Raw genomic sequence first — 16,585 nt, 5'->3', positions numbered from 1 at the left:
GGCCTATGCGCGCGGTGGAAAGAGGAGTGACACCTCGGGTGGCGTGCGACGTACGAGGCGCGCGGTGCTCGCGCTCGTGTGCGCGACGATCCGGGACGCCGAAGGAGGCGTCCCCGATCCGGGCGGCGCAGTGAGTCGTACGGCACTGGTCCCGCGGGCCGTGCAGCCGCGCGTGACCGGGGGATCCGGAACGGTGAGGGCGACGGGAGGCGGCCCCGTCGTGACCGGGTGACGGGGCGTCGGTCGCCGGCGAGACCGTGGGGGAGTGGGCCGCGCCGGAAGCGGTTCCCGGCCCGCCGTGGGGTGCGGACGCGGCCGGCACCGGGGTGACGGCCGCGCCGGCGGGCAGACGGTGGAGCGGGACGGCGGCCAGAAGGAACAGCACGACGAGCAGGGCGCGTACCCCATGGGCGGCGCCGCCCGACCGGGCCCAGAGCAACCTTCGTACCGTCATCACGGGCGTCCGCACTTCCTGCGAGCTTAGGACGATTGACTATACCCTGCACGGGTATAGGTGCTTTTCGTCCGCGCGGCTCCGGTGGGCGCGCGCCCGGCCCCCGGCGGGCGGTGGCCCGGGGGCGATCAGGGGCGCGTCCCGCGACGGGCGTCAAGGGCGACGGGAGGTCCGGCGGCGTCGCCCCGCCGCGTCCGAGCGGCTACTTCGCCGGGATCTTCTGCTCGAACCAGACGACCTTGCCGCTGCTCAACCTCGTCGAGCCCCAGCGCAGGGCGAGTTGATCGACCAGGAACAGGCCGCGGCCGCCCTCGTCCCCGAGGCCGGTCTGCCGGATCCTGGGTACCTGGGGGGAGTCGTCGGTCACCTCGCAGCGCAGCACGTCGGTGCGCAACAGCCGCAGCGACAGCGGCCGCGAGGCGAAGCGCACGGCGTTCGTGACGATCTCGCTGACCATGAGTTCCGTCGTGTCGACCAGGGACTCCAGACCCCAGCGGCGCAGCGCCCTGCGGGTCAGCCTGCGGGCCTGTCCCGCGGTCATCGGGTGCGGGGCCAGGTACCAGTAGCCGACGCTGTCCGGCGGGAATCCATCGAACCGGGCGGCGAGCAGGGCGATGTCGTCGTCGCGGGCGCCCGGGGTCAGTGTGCCCAGCACGTGGTCGCAGAGCACTTCCAGCGAGGAGAGCCCCTGGGGGCCGCACTGGAGCCGGACCCGCAGCGCCTCGACACCGCTTCCGATGTCCGTGTCACGGGACTCGACGAGTCCGTCGGTGTACAGCACCAGGGTCGCGCCGGTGGGCGCGGCCATCTCCACGGACTCGAAGACGACGCCGCCGACACCGATCGGGGCCCCGGGCGGGATGCCCAGTACCTCGGCGCGCCCGTCCTCGTGCAGCAGCACCGCGGGCGGATGGCCGGCGCTCGCCATCAGCAGGCGGTGCGAGATCGGGTCGTAGATCGCGTAGAGGCAGGTCGCGATGTGGTCGCTGCCCAGGCGCTGGGCCTGTTCGTCGAGGTGGTGCAGGACCTCGTCGGGCGGCAGGTCGAGTCCGGCGAGGGTCTGCACGATGGTCCGCAGCTGGCCCATGATCGCGGCGGAGGTCATGGAGTGGCCCATCACGTCGCCGACGATCAGCGCGACGCGGTTCCCGGGGAGCGGGATCGCGTCGTACCAGTCGCCGCCCACCTGGGCGGTCTTCGAGGCGGGCAGATAGCGGCTGGCCAGCCGTACGCCGGTGGGTTCGGGCAGCGACGACGGGAGCATCGTGTGCTGCAGCGTGTCCGCGACGGCCGCCTCGTGGCCGTACATCACCGCCTTCTGGACCCCGAGCGCGGTGTGCGTGGCGAGCTGCGAGGCGACGAGCAGGTCGTCGGAGGTGAAGACGGGACGGTCCGCCCCGCGGAGCAGGACGACCGCGCCCATGACGTGATGGCGGCCGTGCAGCGGGGCGATGATGAGACGGTGGCCCGCCGCCGGCTCCGCCCCGGAGCCGAGCAGTTCGGCGACGGCGGGCGCGTTGCCCGGAGCGTCACCGAACGCGGGACGCCCGTCCCGCAACAGTTGCGCGAGCCGGCCGCTGGCGGCCGGTTCGACCCGCTCGGCGGCTTCGGGGAGGGCCGGCGCCGGGGCGGTCCCCTCGGTGTCCGGCGCCGGGCCGGCGCGGTGCAGCCGGAGGACGACGGGGGCCGCCGACCGGTCCGTGCCCACCGGCAGCGGGTCGTCGAGGTGGATGGATATCGCGTCCGCGAAGGCCGGTACGGCCGCCTGTCGCAGCTCCCGGAGCGTCTCGTCCAGGTCCATGCCCCGGGCGATGCGCCGTGTCGCCACGTCGAGGTACCGCAGGCGGTCGGTCTGCGGTACGCCGTCCTCGGGGGCCGTGGCGGATGAGGTCGCCGCGGCGGGTGAGGGGAGGCCGTGCGGTGGGGCGGTGTTCTCGTGGGGGGTGTGATGCTCGGTCACGCGTTCTGTCCCGTCCGATGGGTGGCGCGGTCCGCGGTGGGGACCGGCCTCCTCAGTCACACCTTCGGCAGCAGAGGAACACCTGTTCCTCGGGCGGGACATCGGCCACCGCGGGGGCGTACGTGTACGAGGTCTCCTTGACGATCTCGAAGCCCGCCGCCTCGATGACCTTGCGCAGATCCTCCCGCAGATAGCCGGAGACCCTGATCGTGTTCCCGAGGAAGGGGATCGAGAAGTCGTCCACGTCGGCCTCGACCATCGACAGGACGAACAGGCCCTCGGGAGCGAGGAGGTGACGGATGGTCAGCAGGGCGAGGGGGATCTCCGCGCGCGGCAGCATCAGCAGCGAGAAGAAGGCGGCGACGGCGTCGAAGCGGCCGAGTTCGCGCGGGCCGCCCGGCCGCAGGTCGGCGAGGTCCAGCTGGTGGAACGTCGCGTCGGGCACGTACGAGCCGGCGAGCTTCACCATGCCGCCGGAGAGGTCGACGCCCACGACCTCGAACCCGGCGTCCGTCATCTGGAGCGCGGTCGGCACGCCCGTTCCGCAGCCGAGGTCCAGGACCCGCGATCCCCGGGGCAGTGATGCGATCAACCACTCGCCCGCCTCGACCTGGCCCTCCTTGTGCGGAAAGGCCTCGTCGTACCGGTCGCCGATGGCGTCAAAGGCTTCCGCCTGGCCGCTGCGATCGAGCCGGACACTCTCGTAATCAGTCCCGTGATTGCTATTGATCACGAAAGGAACCTTTCATGGGCCTGTCGGTTTGCTTCAGGATGCGGATGAAAGCGACCATGACGAGATCTCCGAGCCTGATCGGTCGCTCAGGAGACGTCAATTCGAGACGATAGTCGTTCAGAGTTCGGCGAGATGCCCAAGTGTCCGAAATTGCTTGGTCCACGAGAGCGCCGCCGCTGCGGCTTCCGGCCCCGCCTCGCTTCATGATTCCCCTTCTGGGAGAGGGCGTTGGGGTGGCCGGGTGGAGGCGACACGGCCGGATCCCGGTCCGCCGTACGGGTGGCCGGATCGGATCGCGAGACCAACTCGGCTTCCTGGCACGGAACTTGACGAAGTAGACGCCGTGTCAACGGAGTTGGGGTGCCGAGGGCGGCGTCCGCCCCGCCTCGCCCTCGGGCCTGACGCGCCCGCCGGGAACGTGACGGCGCGTTCGTGACCGGTTTCGCGGTGGGCGGCGGGATGCCCGGCCGGGGGCGGCGTCCGGTGCCCGCGGTCACCGGACACGCCCCGGCGCGCTCGCCGGGAACGCGGCGGCGGCCGCCCGGGCCGCGGATCCCTCGTGGCCCTGACGGGGCCGGGCGGCGCGTCCCGTACCGGAATGTCGCATTCGTGGAAGGATCGACCCCAGTCCCGGGGGCCCGGCTCGGACGGCCGTCACGGCCGGCCGGCCGAAGCCTCCGGGCCTGCGGTACGTGCCCGCGTGGAACCGGAGGCTGCTGTGCCCGTACACCGCGTCGGACTGGTCGTCCACCAGGGGCGGACGACCGCCCGTGACGTCGCCCTCGCCGTACACGCCTGGTGCGCCGCCCGGGGCATCCGGTGCACCGAGATCGACGTGTGGGCCAAGGACCAGCAGCGACGCGGCGGGCGCGCGGAGGCGGAGGCCGCCGGCAACCCGGACCTGGTCGTGACACTCGGCGGCGACGGCACCTTCCTCCGCGGTGCCCGGATCGCCGTCAAGAGCGGCGCGAACGTCCTGGGCGTCGACCTCGGCAAGGTCGGCTTCCTCACCGAGGTGCCCGCGGCCGAGGTCACCCGCGCTCTGCAGGCGGTCCAGGACGGGCGTGTCACGGTGGAGGAACGCATGACCCTGACCATGCGTGCCTCCCGGGCCCTGGAGATCCCCGGGGGCATGGAGTCCCTGCTGCACTACGGGCGGGGCCCCGCGCTGCCGCCGCCGCAGGTCAGGGACGAGACGACGGAGGGGAACGGCTGGGGAGTGGCCCTGGACGTCACGGCTCTGAACGACGTCGTCCTGGAGAAGCTGGCCCGGGACCACCAGGTCGCCGTCGGGGTCTACCTCGCCGGACGGCGGCTCGCCTCGTACTCGGCGGACGCGTTCGCCGTCGCCACCCCCACCGGATCGACCGCCTACAGCTTCGCCGCCGGAGGTCCGGTGCTCTCCCCGCACATGGACGCCGTCGTCTTCACGCCGATCGCGCCGCACATGACCTTCAACCGGAGCGTGGTCGCCGCGCCGGACGAACCCGTCGCCCTGCGGGTGCTGCCCCACTCGGGCCAGGCCGCCGTCAGCATCGACGGCCAGCTGCGCGGCGTACTCGACCCGGGCGACTGGATCGGTGTCTTCCGGGCGCCGCAGCGCGTGTGCCTGATCCGGCTCCACCCCACCGACTTCTACGGCCGGCTGCGCGACCGGTTCCGGCTCACCGACGCGCCGGCCACGGCGGCCGACGACGAGGCCGCCCCCTTCTTCCGTCCCGACACCCCCATCCCGCCGGACCTCGCCGGGCTCCGCCTGCCCCCGCCCTCGGCGGCGCGCTGACGGACACGGGCCCGGTCCCGGCGGGTCCCCGCCGTGCGACCGCCGCCCGGCGGCCCGTGGGGACGCCCCCGTGGGTGTCCGCCGTTTCGGGGCGGCGCGGTCAGTTCTTCGTGGTCCGCCCGATCGACTCGACCAGCGGCAGCAGCCGGTGCGCGACGCGCTCGCGCAGCGCCACCTCGGTCCGGGTGCGGACCACGCCGGGCACGCTGATCAACGCCTGGATCACATCCTCCAGGTGGGCGTTGTCGCGCGCCGCGACCCGGGTGATCAGATCACCGCCACCGGTGATCGAGAACGCCTCGATGATCTCCGGTACGGCGGCGAGCGAGTCGCCGACGTCGTCGAGATGACCCTGTGTGACCTCGATGTGGACGAAGGCGAGGACGGGGTGGCCGAGGGCCGCCGGGGACAGCGAGGGGCCCGTCCCGGTGATCACTCCGTCCCGCTCCAGCCGGTCGAGCCGGGCCTGGAGGGTGCCGCGCGCCACACCGAGGACGCGGGCGTATTCGCGGACGCTGGTGCGCGGCTGCTCCAGGAGCAGCCGCAGGATGCGGGTGTCGAGCTCGTCCACGGCCATGGTCCGTTGGCCTCCCTGTGGCCGACAATGATCACTTTCAACTGTACCAATGGCCCAGCCGGGATCGAGCCGGTTGAGCCAGTTCAGGGAAGCCGCTTACCTTGGGGTCATCGATGGCGCTGCGCAGCGCCGGACGGCAAGGACGCCGTACCGGACCCGCGGCGCCTTTCGCATGTGCGCTGCGCATGCCGAACCTGTACTGAAGCGTGAAGTGGGGCGGGCCGCCGACGGTGAAGAAGATGTTCATGGCTCCGGATCCGGGACTGTTCCGGCTGCGGATCTCGCTCCGGGCGGTCCTCGGGATCGGCCTCGCGGTGACCCTGTGCGAACTGGCCGGGCTCTCGCTCCCCGCGTCGATCACCGGCGGACTCGCGGCGCTCCTCGCGCTGTTCACCGTGGGTGACCCGACGGTGCGCGGCCAGGCCCGCACCACCGCGTTGCTGCCGGTGGCCGGCTTCCCGGTCCTCGCCGTGGCGACCGCCCTGCACGCGGTTCCGACGCTGCGGGACGCGACCTGGCTCGCCGTGGTCTTCGGCGGGGTGTACGCCCGCCGCTTCGGACCGCGCGGCCACGCGCTCGGCATCTTCGCGTTCATGATGTTCTTCACCACCCAGTTCCTGCACGCCGTGCCCGGCCAGCTCCCGCAGCTGTACGCCGCCGTCGCGCTGTCGCTGGCGGCGTCCTCGGCCGTGCGGTTCGGCGCCTGGTGCGTCGAGCGGCGCAGGCCCCTGCCCGCCGCGCCGGCGCCCCTGGACGGACGCGGCCTGACGCGCCCCGCCACCCGCCAGGCCTTCCAGGCGACCGCGGCCTGCGCCTTCGCGCTCACCGCGGGCCAGCTGCTCTCCCACGACCGCTGGTACTGGGCCGTCGGGACCGCCTGGTGGATCTTCGTCAACACGGCCTCGCGCGGCGAGACGCTGGTCCGCGGCTTCCGGCGCGTGGTCGGCACGGTCACCGGGATCGTCGCCGGGCTCCTCGTCGCCGTGCCGCTGCACGGCGCGCCCGCGCCCACCGCCGTCCTCGTCGCGGTGTGCGTCTTCGGGATCTTCTACACGGCCGCGCTCTCGTACAGCTGGATGATGTTCTTCGTCACCGTCATGGCGGGCCTCCTCTACGGGCTGCTCGGCGTGCTGCACCCGGGGCTGCTCGTCCTGCGGTTCGCCGAGACCGGTGTCGGCGCGCTCGGCGCCGCGCTCGCCGTCGCGCTCGTCCTGCCCATCACCACGCACACGGTCACCGACCGGTGGATCGAGCGGGCCCTGCACGCCGTGCACGAATGCACCGCGGCGGCGGCCCGGCGGCTCGCGGGCGACGCCCAGGCCGACCCCGCGCCGCGCGCGGGGGAGCTCGAAGCACTCCTGGGGCGCGTGCGTATGGCTCTCGCGCCCCTGGTGCATCCGCTCAACCCGATGCGGGGGCGCAAGGAACGGGCCCGCGCGATCCTCGCCCTGCTCGACGACTGCGCACGCGAGGTGCGGGGTCTCGCCGCCGTGGCCGCGGACCCGGACGCCTCGCACGACGCGCGCCTCACGGCGGCCTGCCGACGGGTCGAGACGGCGATGGAGTCCCTGGTCGGAGCCGTTCCGGGAGGAGCCGTGGCGGCCCATCAAGGCGCCCCGGGCCACCACCCCGGTGCCGAGCAGGCGCTCGCCCACCTCCACGGCCTGGAGCGGGCGCTCGTCGCCCTGGCGACTCCGCTGCGCGGCTCGCGGCTCGTCGGCGCCTGACGTCTCCCGGCCGCCTCCCCCGGGCGTCCGGCCTTCGTACGCCTCCCGGCCGCCGAGCGGGATCTGTGGACACGGACGCCCGGTATGCGGCAGATTTACCGGCCATCCGCAGGGTGGATCACCGCGTCCGCCCGGTGGCTCCGCGTCCATCGGACGCACGGACGCCGCGGACCGTGCGGGAGCGGCCCGCGGGCGGAACTCTTGGGGGCGGCACCATGCGCGACTTCTCGCGCGGAACCACACACGAAGAGCGCACCACCGACACCGGAGGCGCGGCGAGCACGGATCCCGGAGGCGACGGTCCGGGAGGCTGGCTGGACCGGATCCGCCTTCGCGAGGGCGGCGACGAAAGCGCCGGTGACGATCCGGAACAGCGGCGAGGGCGCCCGCTGGACGGCCCGGGAACGCACCCCGCCGCCACCGGCCCGCCGGACGCCCGCGAAGTTCCTGGCGGCCACCGTACGGACGCCACGGGGCCTCGTGGTCCGTACGCGCCGGACACGCCGGCAGGCCGTCGGAGCGACCGGGCGAGGCCGCACGGACCGCAGGGACCGTGGGAGACGCACGGGACGCGGGGGACGCTGGAGACGCGGGAGGCCCGCCGGGGCGACGAACTCCCCGCGCCCGCCGTTCCGGCCGTCGCCCGCGGCTCCCAGGCCGCCACGGACCTCAGAGTCACCTCGGCGCCCCCGGCGCGGGTCGCCGACACCCCGGCACGGCTCCGGCCCGAGCGGGGCGCCACCCCGGTCCAGGGACTTCGGGGCCGGCTGATCGCCGGGGAAGCCCCGGCCGAGGATCCGGCCCGCGCCGCCCCGGGTCCCGGCCTTCCGGTCGCGGCGGTCGCGCGGACCGCCACGCGGCGCGTCGATCCGGCCCGGAACGCCCCGGGCCCGGCTCCGCACCGGCGGGCCGCGGAACCGGGCCCGGCCGATGTCACCCGCGCCGCCGCCGAGTTCATCGCGCTCCAGCACGCCGAGGAGCGACTGGGGGACCCCTCCCGCAGACTCGCCGCGGTCCGGGCGGAGATCGCGGACACGGGAACGTACCGGCACACCACGCGGGAACTCGTCTTCGGCGCCCGCGTCGCCTGGCGCAACGCCAACCGATGCATAGGCCGGCTCTACTGGCACTCGCTCGCCGTGCGCGACCGCCGGGACGTCCAGGACGCGGGGGAGGTCGCCGAGGCCTCGGCGGACCACCTGCGGGAGGCCACGCGCGAGGGCCGGATCCGGTCGCTCATCACGGTCTTCGCGCCGGACACCCCGGAGCGCCCCGGCCCCAGAATCTGGAACGAACAACTCGTCCGGTACGCGGGCTACGCACGCCCCGACGGGGGAGTGACCGGTGACCCGCGCAACGCCGGGCTCACCGGGGCCGCCCGCCGGCTCGGCTGGCCGGGCGGCCCCGGCACGCCCTTCGACGTCCTCCCGCTGGTGATCGAGGACTCGCGGGCCGAGCCGCGCTGGTTCGCGCTGCCCGAGGACGCGGTGCTCGAAGTCGAGCTCACCCACCCCGAGCACCCCTGGTGGCAGGAGCTCGGACTGCGCTGGCACGCGGTGCCCGCGATCTCCAACATGTGCCTGGAGATCGGCGGCGTCCGCTACCCGGCGGCACCCTTCAACGGCTGGTACATGGGCACGGAGATCGGCGCCCGCAACCTCGGCGACACCGACCGGTACGACCTCCTGCCGCTCATCGCCGACCGCCTCGGGCTCGACACCAGCACCGACCGCTCCCTGTGGAAGGACCGCGCCCTGGTCGAGCTCAACCGCTCCGTCCTGCACTCCTTCGACGGCGCGGGGGTCACCGTCACCGACCACCACACCGAGTCCCGGCGCTTCCTCACGCACATGGGACGCGAGGAGGGCAAGGGCCGCCAGGTGGGCGCCGACTGGTCGTGGATCGTGCCCCCGATCTCCGGCAGTGCCACGCCGGTCTTCCACCGCACCTTCGAGAACGTCGAACGCACCCCGGCGTACGTCCACCACCCCGACGCCCTCGACCGGGCGCGGGGCCTGGCACCGGGCTGAGCGCTCCGCCGGCCCGCGTTCCCGCCCGCCCCTTCTGGTCTAGACCGCAGAGCGCCGACTGCTACCGTCGCCCCCGAGCACGCGGGACCGAGAGGGGACAGCAGTGACAGACGGCGGAATCCGGCGGCAGCGGGCGTTCATCGGCTCGTTCACGGCGGCGGGAGGACTCGGTGTCCTCACCGCCGAGGTCGATCCGGGCAGCGGCGCGCTGACGGTGCTGAGCGCCGTCGACGACGTCCCCGACCCCTCGTACCTCGCCCTGTCGCCCGCGGGCGACGTCCTGTACGCGGTCAGCGAGACGGCCGAGGGCGCGGTGGCCGCCTACCGCGTGCACGCCGACAAACCGGAACCGACCGGTCCGCCGATCCGGACCGGCGGCAGCGGACCCACCCACCTCAGCGTCCTCGACGGACACGTCCTGGCCGCCCACTACGGCTCCGGCAGCGTCGCCGTCGTGCCCATCCGCCCCGGCGGCGGCCTCGCGGGCGCGGCCTCCGACGTGCTCCAGCACACCGGTTCGGGTCCGTACACGCCGCGACAGCAGGGTCCGCACGCGCACCAGGTCCAGCCCGACCCCACCGGCCGCTGGGCGGTCAGCGTCGACCTCGGCACGGACTCCGTGCGGGTGTGCACCCTCGACGGCGGAACGCTCACCCTGCGCCGCGAGATCGCCCTGCGGCCCGGATCCGGGCCGCGCCATCTCGCCTTCCACCCGCGGGGCGGGCACGTCTACGTGGTCAACGAACTCGCCCCCACCGTCACCGTCTGCCGCTGGGAGGCCGCGGAGGGCTCGCTGCGACCCGTGGGGGAGACGCCGGTGCTCGAGGGCGCCCCGCACGGCGACGCGTACCCCTCGGGGATCGTCGTCTCGCCCGACGGCCGCTTCGTGTGGATCGCGGTCCGGGGCCAGGACGTCGTCTCCGTGCTGGTGCCCGACGCGACGGGCGAGCGGCTCCGGCTGGTCGCCACGGTGCCCTGCGGCGGCGTGTGGCCCCGCGGGCTGGCCCTCGACCCCTCGGGCCGCTTCCTGTACGTGGCCAACGAGCGCTCCGGCGACGTGACCTGGTTCACCGTCGACCCGGACACGGGCGTGCCGCGCCGCGGCGGCTCGGTCCAGGCCCCCGCGGCCTCCTGCGTGATCTTCGACTGACCCCGCCGGCCCGGGACTCTCGCACCCACGCCGCCTCGCGCGCGGGCGTCCGCGCCACGGCCGACAGGAAAGGGCCCCCGCCTGTGACAGGAGGGGGCCCATTTTTCCGAAGTGCCGGTGGTGCGGGTGGTGCGGGTCTACGGCCGACTAGAAGGCCGGAGCCCCCTGGCTCTGCGGCGGCGCGATGCCCAGCGCCGTCGTGTACTGGGCCAGCGCGAGCTTGCCGATCGCCGGGTACGGGCCGAGCGCCTCGGCGGCGGCGCACCCGGCCTCCTTGGCGGCGGCGTCGAGCAGACCCGCGTCGAGCTCCGGACCGATCAGGTACGGGGCGAGGGCGAGCTGCTGCGAGCCCGAGCCGCGCAGCTGCTCGGCGACGGCGGCGATGGAGCCCTCCGCGTCGAGCGCGGCGGCCATGACCGGCACGGCGAGCCGTGCGGCGAGCAGCATGCCGGTGATCCCGGCGGCCTGCACGGCCTCCTCGCCGCCGACGGTGGCGAGGACGATGCCGTCCGCGGCGGTCGCCACGGTGAACAGGCGGGCGCGGTCCGCGCGGGACAGGCCGGCCTCGGACAGGCGCACGTGGAGGGCCTCGGCGAGCAGCGGGTGCGGGCCGAGGACGTCGGTGAGCTCGGCCGCGACGCGGCTCTCCATCATGGCCTGGCGGATCCGGCGCAGCAGCGCGCTGTCCGGACCGGCGAGGAGCGGCACCACGATGCCGACCGGGCCGTCGGGCTCGGCGGCGTCGGAACCGGCGGCACGGGCCTGCTCGAAGCGCGCGGAACGCTCTTCGGCGGCGTGGGCGAGAACGGACTGCAGCGTGGGGAACTCGTCGTCCCCGTCCAGGTACCCGATGCGGGCGTCGAGGCCGGGGAGCTCGGAGCGGGCGATGCTCACGACCTCCTCGGCGAGGCTGCGCGTGGCGGCGTTGGGAGTGCCCGGCACCGCGAGGACGAGCGCGGGCGCGCCCTCGGGAGCCGCCAAAGGTTCCGGACGGCGGTGCCGCCCGGCTTGGCGGGGTCGCGGCATTCGTACTGGCAGGCCGGACGCGGGCCCAGTGGGGGAGCTCATGGCGCCGCATGTTACTGGTTTCCTGGGTTCCCCTGTTCGGGGAGGGTGCAGGTGAGCGGTATCCGTCCCCTTTTGTCTGATGAGTTACGTACGGATCAGAAGTGATCAGTAATCGTGGACTTGTCGGTCCTGCGCCGAATTCGCACCATCGATTTCCGGATGGGTCTTTTCGGTCACCACGCACAACAGCCGTTCGTCCCGGGGCAGTGCGAGGCGGTCGCACGCCAGGTCGCCGGCGATCCGGAGCGCGCCGTCGAGCGGGTCTCCCGCGGCCGGCACCTGCCGGGCGTGCGGCAGCCGTTCGGCCAACTCCGCACGCAGGGGTACGAGGAGCGCGTCCCCCATCTTGAACAGGCCCCCGGTGAGAGCGAGTCGGGGCTCGCCGTCGGTCGGGCACACCGCCGCGGCCGACTCGGCCATGTGCCGTGCGGCGGTCCGCAGGATGTCCGCCGCCACCGGGTCGCTCCCGGCGCCGGAGGCCACCACCGGTGCGAAGGAGGCGAGCACGGCGGGCCGGTCGGTCCGCGGGTACAGCCGACCCGGCAAGTCCGGCATCGGCCCGAACATCTCCTCCGCCCGTGCCAGCAGCGCCGCCGAGCCGCCCGGGCGGCCGTCGAAGGCCCGCAGCGCCGCCTCCAGTCCAGCGCGCCCGATCCACGCGCCGCCGCCGCAGTCGCCGAGGAGATGGCCCCAGCCGTCGGCCCTGCGCCACGAGGTGAGGTCGGTGCCGATCGCGATCATGCCGGTACCCGCGGCGATCACCGCGCCGGGCCGTGGTCCGAGCGCGCCCGTGTACGCGGTCACCGCGTCGGCGGCGAGGGCGACCCGTCGTACGCCGAGCCCACGTTCCAGCGCCGCGGGCAACTCGGCCCTCAACTCGTCACCGAGTGTGGCCAGTCCGGCCGCGCCGACGGCGACGGCATCGAGCCGTTCCACCCCGGCGTCGGTCATCAATCGCCGTGTCATCGGAAGCAGTTGATCCAGCAGATGCTCTGCCGAGATGCCGTGCGGGCCGGTACGGACCGGTTCCTCGGAGGTCAGGGGGTCGCCGAGCGGGGTCGGGGGGCCGCTTCGCGCCGCGCCCTGTCGTACGGGGGAGCCGGCCTCGTCCGCCACCCGGTACGCGGCGAGAGCCACGCGCAGTCCCGAACCTCCGGAGTCCACGGCCAGCACCGCGGACGGACCCTGGCCGCCGGGCCACGCGCCGGGGGAGCCCTCTGACGTCACCGCAGGCGCCGGTCCGCCGACTCGGCTCCCGGCCCGGCGGGCAGGGTGTCGGCGCGGCCGAGGGAACGGGAACCGAAGAGGCCGCGGTCGGTGGACATGGGCTCTCTCCTTCCCGGTGACCGGCCGCGTGATCGGCTCGGCCGGCTCGAAGATCTCGATGCGGGGAGAAGAGTAGCGCCGGGGTCGGCGGCCGCGTCAAGGCGCCTGTGCCCGCGCCCGTGCCGTACCAGTAGAGTGGCACGTCGTGGCACCACGACCCTTGTATGAACTTGTCGAAGCAGGCTGGGCGAAGGCTCTTGAACCTGCGGCCGAACGCGTCGCGGCGATGGGGGAATTCCTCCGGGCCGAGATAGCCGCGGGACGGACCTATCTTCCGTCCGGGGCGAACGTCCTGCGGGCCTTTCAGCAGCCCTTCGACGACGTACGCGTCCTGATCGTCGGTCAGGACCCCTATCCCACACCGGGAATGGCGATCGGACTGAGCTTCGCGGTCTCGCCCGAAGTGCGTTCGCTGCCGGGAAGTCTGGAGAACATCTTCCGGGAGATGCACTCCGACCTCGGGCTGCCCAGGCCGTCGAACGGCGATCTGACGCCGTGGACGCGGCAGGGTGTGCTGTTGCTCAACAGGGCGTTGACGACGGCTCCGCGCTCTCCGGCCGCGCACCGGGGCAAGGGCTGGGAAGAGGTCACCGAGCAGGCGATCCGGGCGTTGGCCGCGCGCGGCAAGCCCTTGGTGTCCATCCTGTGGGGGCGTGACGCGCGCAACCTGCGGCCGTTGCTGGGTGATCTTCCGGCCATCGAGTCCGCGCACCCGTCCCCGATGTCGGCGGACCGGGGCTTCTTCGGTTCGCGGCCCTTCAGCCGGGCCAACGACCTGCTGGTGCGGCAGGGCGCCCAGCCGGTCGAGTGGCGACTGCCGTAGAACCGCGCGGATGAGGGCGGGAGGACGGGTCCTCCCGCCCGGACACCTCGGCCCCCGCCCGGCGCCGGGCGCGACTCCTCTCGGGCGCCGGCCGTCACGGGGCCAGGCTCCGGAAGGGCCGTCGGCCAGGGCGCGGCCCCGCGGCGGATACCGGTGCGGCCACCGTTGGCCTCCGCGGCCACCGGCCACGCGAACTCGTCTGCGGTGAGCGGGAGTTCACGCGGCGGCGGCCGGGGGATCAGCCCCGCTCGGCCGACGGGGTCCGCGCGGTCCAGCCCACCGCGGCGCTCAGCAGGATTACTACCGGGACCAGGACGATCGCCGTCCCGCTTCCCCGGTCCACCGCGAGGTGCGCGAAGACCGCCGCGCCCACGGCGCCGCCCGCCATGTCCAGGCTGGTGAGCCAGGACATCGTCTCGGTGATCTCGCCCTTCCTCGCGAGGTCCCCACCCACCGTGCGCAGCGTGCCGAAGACGGAACCGATGACCAGGCCCGCCACCGGACAGAGGAAGAGGACGGCCAGTGGGGAGAGCCGGGTGGCCAGGGCCAGAGTGCCGACCCCCGCGGCGAAGACGCAGAGCAGCACCGAGAGTTTGGGGCCGCGGGCCAGGAAGTTGGGCATGGCGCCCAGGGCGAGGCTGCCCAGCACGCTGCCGATGGACAGGGCCCCCAGGTAGATTCCGGTGAATACCGCGGCGTCGTACTGCTTCGCGTAGATCGGCAGGATCACGTCGGTCGCGGTCACCGCGAGGACGAAGAGCCCGTCGGCGATCAGCAGGCGCCGCAGGGGCGCGGAGGTCAGCGGTCCCAGCCAGTGCCGTCGCTCGTCCGGCTGGGGTGAGGCCGGTGTGTCGAGCAGGAGGCACACCACCAAGGCCGTCAGCACCGCGATGACCACCATCGGCACGGCACCCGAGAACGACAGGCTGAGCCAACTGGCCAGCACGGGGCCGGTGACGAGCGCGGTGCCCATCATCGCCGAGTCGAGGGCCATCGCGGTGTTGAGCATGACCTGGTCGGCGGCCCTGTACCAGACGGTCCGCATCAGGACGGCGATCGGCGGCGCCGTCGCCCCGAGCGCCGCCGAGGCCACCAGGACCCAGGCGCCGGGCCCGTGGTCGGACACCACCAGGACCAGCAGGCCGGTCGCCACCCCGTAGCAGGCGAGACAGCCGAGCAGTACCACGCGGGGGGAGTGCCGGTCGACGAGCCGGCCGCGCAGCGGGGACGTCACACACGTGCCGACCGCGAGGCAGGCCACGGCGAGGCCGGCCGTCGTGTACGAGTACGCCCGGCCCACCAGCAGCAACAGGCTCAACTCGACCATGCTGTTCGGCAGCTTCGACGCCATGCCGACCGCCACGATCCGCCAGAACCCGGGTACCTTCCTCAGTTCCCGGTAACTGCGCAGCGGACCGCGCGGAGGCGTCTCCGGTAAGACTTCGGGCTCGGCAGACATCGTCTGGACTCCTTGCTCTGAGGTGCGGCCGGCATCCGACGGCCGCACCGGTGGGGCGTCACGGCTCCCGGGCGTCATGTGCGGTGCGTTCGCGCACCGCCTCCCGCACCGGCTCCCCGACGCCCCGAGACGGTCCGGCCCGCTCCGGGCCGGGGGAGAGCGGGGTGGGCGCGGCATCCGGTGCGGGGCGGTCGGCGGGAGGCAGCAGTCGCTTCAGGACCGGGCCGGTGGACAGTGTAGTGAGCACGGCCATGGCCACGAGCAGCGTGTAGCGGGTGCCGTCCAGCAACCCCATCTCGCGGCCCGCGGTCAGCACGATCAGTTCCGTCAGCCCACGGGTGTTCATCAGGGCCCCGATCGCTGCCGAGTCCCTCGGCGTCATCCCGCAGAGCCGGGCGGCCCCGGCCGCGGCGAGGAACTTGGCGGACACGGCGGCGACCAACAGCACGGAGAGATCGAGGAGTTGGGACGGACCCAGGCTGGACAGGTCGACGTTCCAGCCGGCCACCACGAAGTAGACCGGCATGAAGAGCCGGCCGCCCAGCGCCCCCAGGCCCTGCCGCAGCCGGACGTCCACCTCTTCCGGCAGCCCGCGTCGGGCGCCGGTCCGCACGATGCCGAAGACGAAGGCGCCGAAGATGAAGTGCAGCCCCATCCACTCGGTGGCGGCACAGGACGCGAGCACGCCCACGAACGTGACGACGAGATCGGCCTCGCCGCCCGCCCGGCGCATGACCGCGCGGAGTGCCGGCCGTACGACGAAGATCATCAGGATCAGGTACGGGACGAAGCAGAGGAGGCGCCAGGGTGCGCCGCTGCCGCAGAGCAGCATGACCACGCCCAGCAGCACCCACGCGAAGATGTCGCAGAGCGCGGCGCTGGCAACCCCCAACTGTCCCAGCGGAGTTCGGGAGAGGCCACGGTCCTCGACGATCCGGGCGAGGACGGGGAACGCGGTCACCGACAACGCGATTCCCATGAACAGGACCTGCGGCACCGTGCTCGCCGGGGACCGGCCCGGGCCCCACCACAGGGCGAGGCCCGCGCCCGCCGCGAACGGGACCGCCATCGCGCAGACCGCGATGGCCGACGAGGTGCGTCGGACCGAGCGTTTGGCGGACCACTCGAACTCCGTACCGAGCGCGAACATGAACAGGGCGAGACCGATGTCGGCGAGCGCCCCGAGCTCGCTCCGCACTTCCGGCGGGAAGACGGCCTCGGTGAACGAGGCGTGCATCAACGTGGGCCCGAGGAGGATCCCGGCCACGATCTCACCGATGACGGCGGGCTGGCCGCAGCGTCGTGCCACGGTCCCACCCGCCCAGGCCAAAGCGGCGATCAGTGCGACGTCGAGGAAGAAGGCTGTGATCTGGGTACTGGACACGTCAGACAGGTCCCGTCCGATTTCCGGTGAAGAGGGCCGGGCGCGCGTCCGTACGCGCGTCCCGGCCCCTCGGGAGCGGCGCCGCCCGGCGGCGCCGCTCCCGTTTCCTGA

At 73.7% G+C, this 16,585-nt stretch carries 12 protein-coding genes; 5 read left to right on the top strand and 7 right to left on the bottom strand.

Features of this window, described 5'->3' with window-relative positions; translation table 11 throughout:
- Nucleotides 1-656: 656 nt before the first annotated feature.
- Together ACFYW7_RS28645 and ACFYW7_RS28640 are read right to left on the bottom strand one after the other, a co-directional pair.
- Complete coding sequence (locus ACFYW7_RS28645) at nucleotides 657-2,414, bottom strand: SpoIIE family protein phosphatase (RefSeq protein WP_389507478.1); 1,758 nt, start codon at nucleotides 2,412-2,414, stop codon at nucleotides 657-659.
- Between the two features lie 52 nt (nucleotides 2,415-2,466).
- Entirely contained in the window at nucleotides 2,467-3,147 is a 681-nt protein-coding gene (locus ACFYW7_RS28640) for a class I SAM-dependent DNA methyltransferase (RefSeq protein ID WP_389507476.1), read from the bottom strand.
- Nucleotides 3,148-3,865: 718 nt separating this feature from the next.
- Here ACFYW7_RS28640 and ACFYW7_RS28635 point away from each other — a divergent pair.
- Nucleotides 3,866-4,930: an NAD(+)/NADH kinase gene (locus tag ACFYW7_RS28635; RefSeq protein WP_389507474.1), complete on the top strand. Its 1,065-nt coding sequence runs from the start codon at nucleotides 3,866-3,868 to the stop codon at nucleotides 4,928-4,930.
- Nucleotides 4,931-5,030: 100 nt separating this feature from the next.
- Here the strand turns inward: ACFYW7_RS28635 and ACFYW7_RS28630 are convergent, their stop codons facing one another.
- The gene (locus tag ACFYW7_RS28630) at nucleotides 5,031-5,507 is read right to left on the bottom strand and encodes an Lrp/AsnC family transcriptional regulator (protein ID WP_389507471.1); all 477 of its coding nucleotides are present in this window, start codon (nucleotides 5,505-5,507) and stop codon (nucleotides 5,031-5,033) included.
- 239 nt (nucleotides 5,508-5,746) lie between these two features.
- Between ACFYW7_RS28630 and ACFYW7_RS28625 the strand changes: the two genes are divergently transcribed.
- The 3 genes from ACFYW7_RS28625 to ACFYW7_RS28615 all read left to right on the top strand — a co-directional run bounded on the left by ACFYW7_RS28625 (nucleotide 5,747) and on the right by ACFYW7_RS28615 (nucleotide 10,414).
- A complete protein-coding gene (locus tag ACFYW7_RS28625; RefSeq protein ID WP_389507469.1) occupies nucleotides 5,747-7,234 on the top strand; it encodes an FUSC family protein in 1,488 nt (495 codons plus the stop codon).
- Between the two features lie 770 nt (nucleotides 7,235-8,004).
- Nucleotides 8,005-9,264, top strand: coding sequence for a nitric oxide synthase oxygenase (locus ACFYW7_RS28620; protein ID WP_389507978.1), 1,260 nt, complete (start codon nucleotides 8,005-8,007; stop codon nucleotides 9,262-9,264).
- 103 nt (nucleotides 9,265-9,367) lie between these two features.
- Entirely contained in the window at nucleotides 9,368-10,414 is a 1,047-nt protein-coding gene (locus ACFYW7_RS28615) for a lactonase family protein (RefSeq protein WP_389507467.1), read from the top strand.
- Between the two features lie 147 nt (nucleotides 10,415-10,561).
- On the opposite strand, the gene ACFYW7_RS28610 is transcribed toward ACFYW7_RS28615, so the two are convergent.
- Together ACFYW7_RS28610 and ACFYW7_RS28605 are read right to left on the bottom strand one after the other, a co-directional pair.
- Nucleotides 10,562-11,482 carry a sirohydrochlorin chelatase gene (locus ACFYW7_RS28610; RefSeq protein ID WP_389507465.1) on the bottom strand — a complete coding sequence of 307 codons (921 nt, stop codon included), beginning with the start codon at nucleotides 11,480-11,482 and terminating at the stop codon, nucleotides 10,562-10,564.
- Between the two features lie 105 nt (nucleotides 11,483-11,587).
- A complete protein-coding gene (locus ACFYW7_RS28605) occupies nucleotides 11,588-12,709 on the bottom strand; it encodes an N-acetylglucosamine kinase (protein ID WP_389507463.1) in 1,122 nt (373 codons plus the stop codon).
- A 244-nt stretch (nucleotides 12,710-12,953) separates the two neighbouring features.
- On the opposite strand from ACFYW7_RS28605, the gene ACFYW7_RS28600 reads away from it, so the two are divergent.
- Complete coding sequence (locus tag ACFYW7_RS28600) at nucleotides 12,954-13,631, top strand: uracil-DNA glycosylase (RefSeq protein WP_389507461.1); 678 nt, start codon at nucleotides 12,954-12,956, stop codon at nucleotides 13,629-13,631.
- 238 nt (nucleotides 13,632-13,869) lie between these two features.
- On the opposite strand, the gene ACFYW7_RS28595 is transcribed toward ACFYW7_RS28600, so the two are convergent.
- Together ACFYW7_RS28595 and ACFYW7_RS28590 are read right to left on the bottom strand one after the other, a co-directional pair.
- Nucleotides 13,870-15,090, bottom strand: coding sequence for an MFS transporter (locus ACFYW7_RS28595; protein WP_389507459.1), 1,221 nt, complete (start codon nucleotides 15,088-15,090; stop codon nucleotides 13,870-13,872).
- Nucleotides 15,091-15,148: 58 nt separating this feature from the next.
- Entirely contained in the window at nucleotides 15,149-16,474 is a 1,326-nt protein-coding gene (locus ACFYW7_RS28590) for a cation:proton antiporter (RefSeq protein WP_389507457.1), read from the bottom strand.
- Nucleotides 16,475-16,585 lie beyond the last annotated feature (111 nt).

Source organism: Streptomyces sp. NPDC002580 (assembly GCF_042889485.1).
Lineage (GTDB): Bacteria > Actinomycetota > Actinomycetes > Streptomycetales > Streptomycetaceae > Streptomyces.
The sequence above is the reverse complement of the archived record's forward strand: the minus strand, read 5'-3'. Positions and strand labels throughout refer to the sequence as shown.

Bases quoted from the DNA above. Each gene is read 5' to 3' on its own strand.
- ACFYW7_RS28630 (WP_389507471.1), bottom strand. From the start codon at position 5,507: ATGGCCGTGGACGAGCTCGACACCCGCATCCTGCGGCTGCTCCTGGAG.
- ACFYW7_RS28625 (WP_389507469.1), top strand. From the start codon at position 5,747: ATGTTCATGGCTCCGGATCCGGGACTGTTCCGGCTGCGGATCTCGCTC.
- ACFYW7_RS28595 (WP_389507459.1), bottom strand. From the start codon at position 15,090: ATGTCTGCCGAGCCCGAAGTCTTACCGGAGACGCCTCCGCGCGGTCCG.
- ACFYW7_RS28610 (WP_389507465.1), bottom strand. From the start codon at position 11,482: ATGAGCTCCCCCACTGGGCCCGCGTCCGGCCTGCCAGTACGAATGCCG.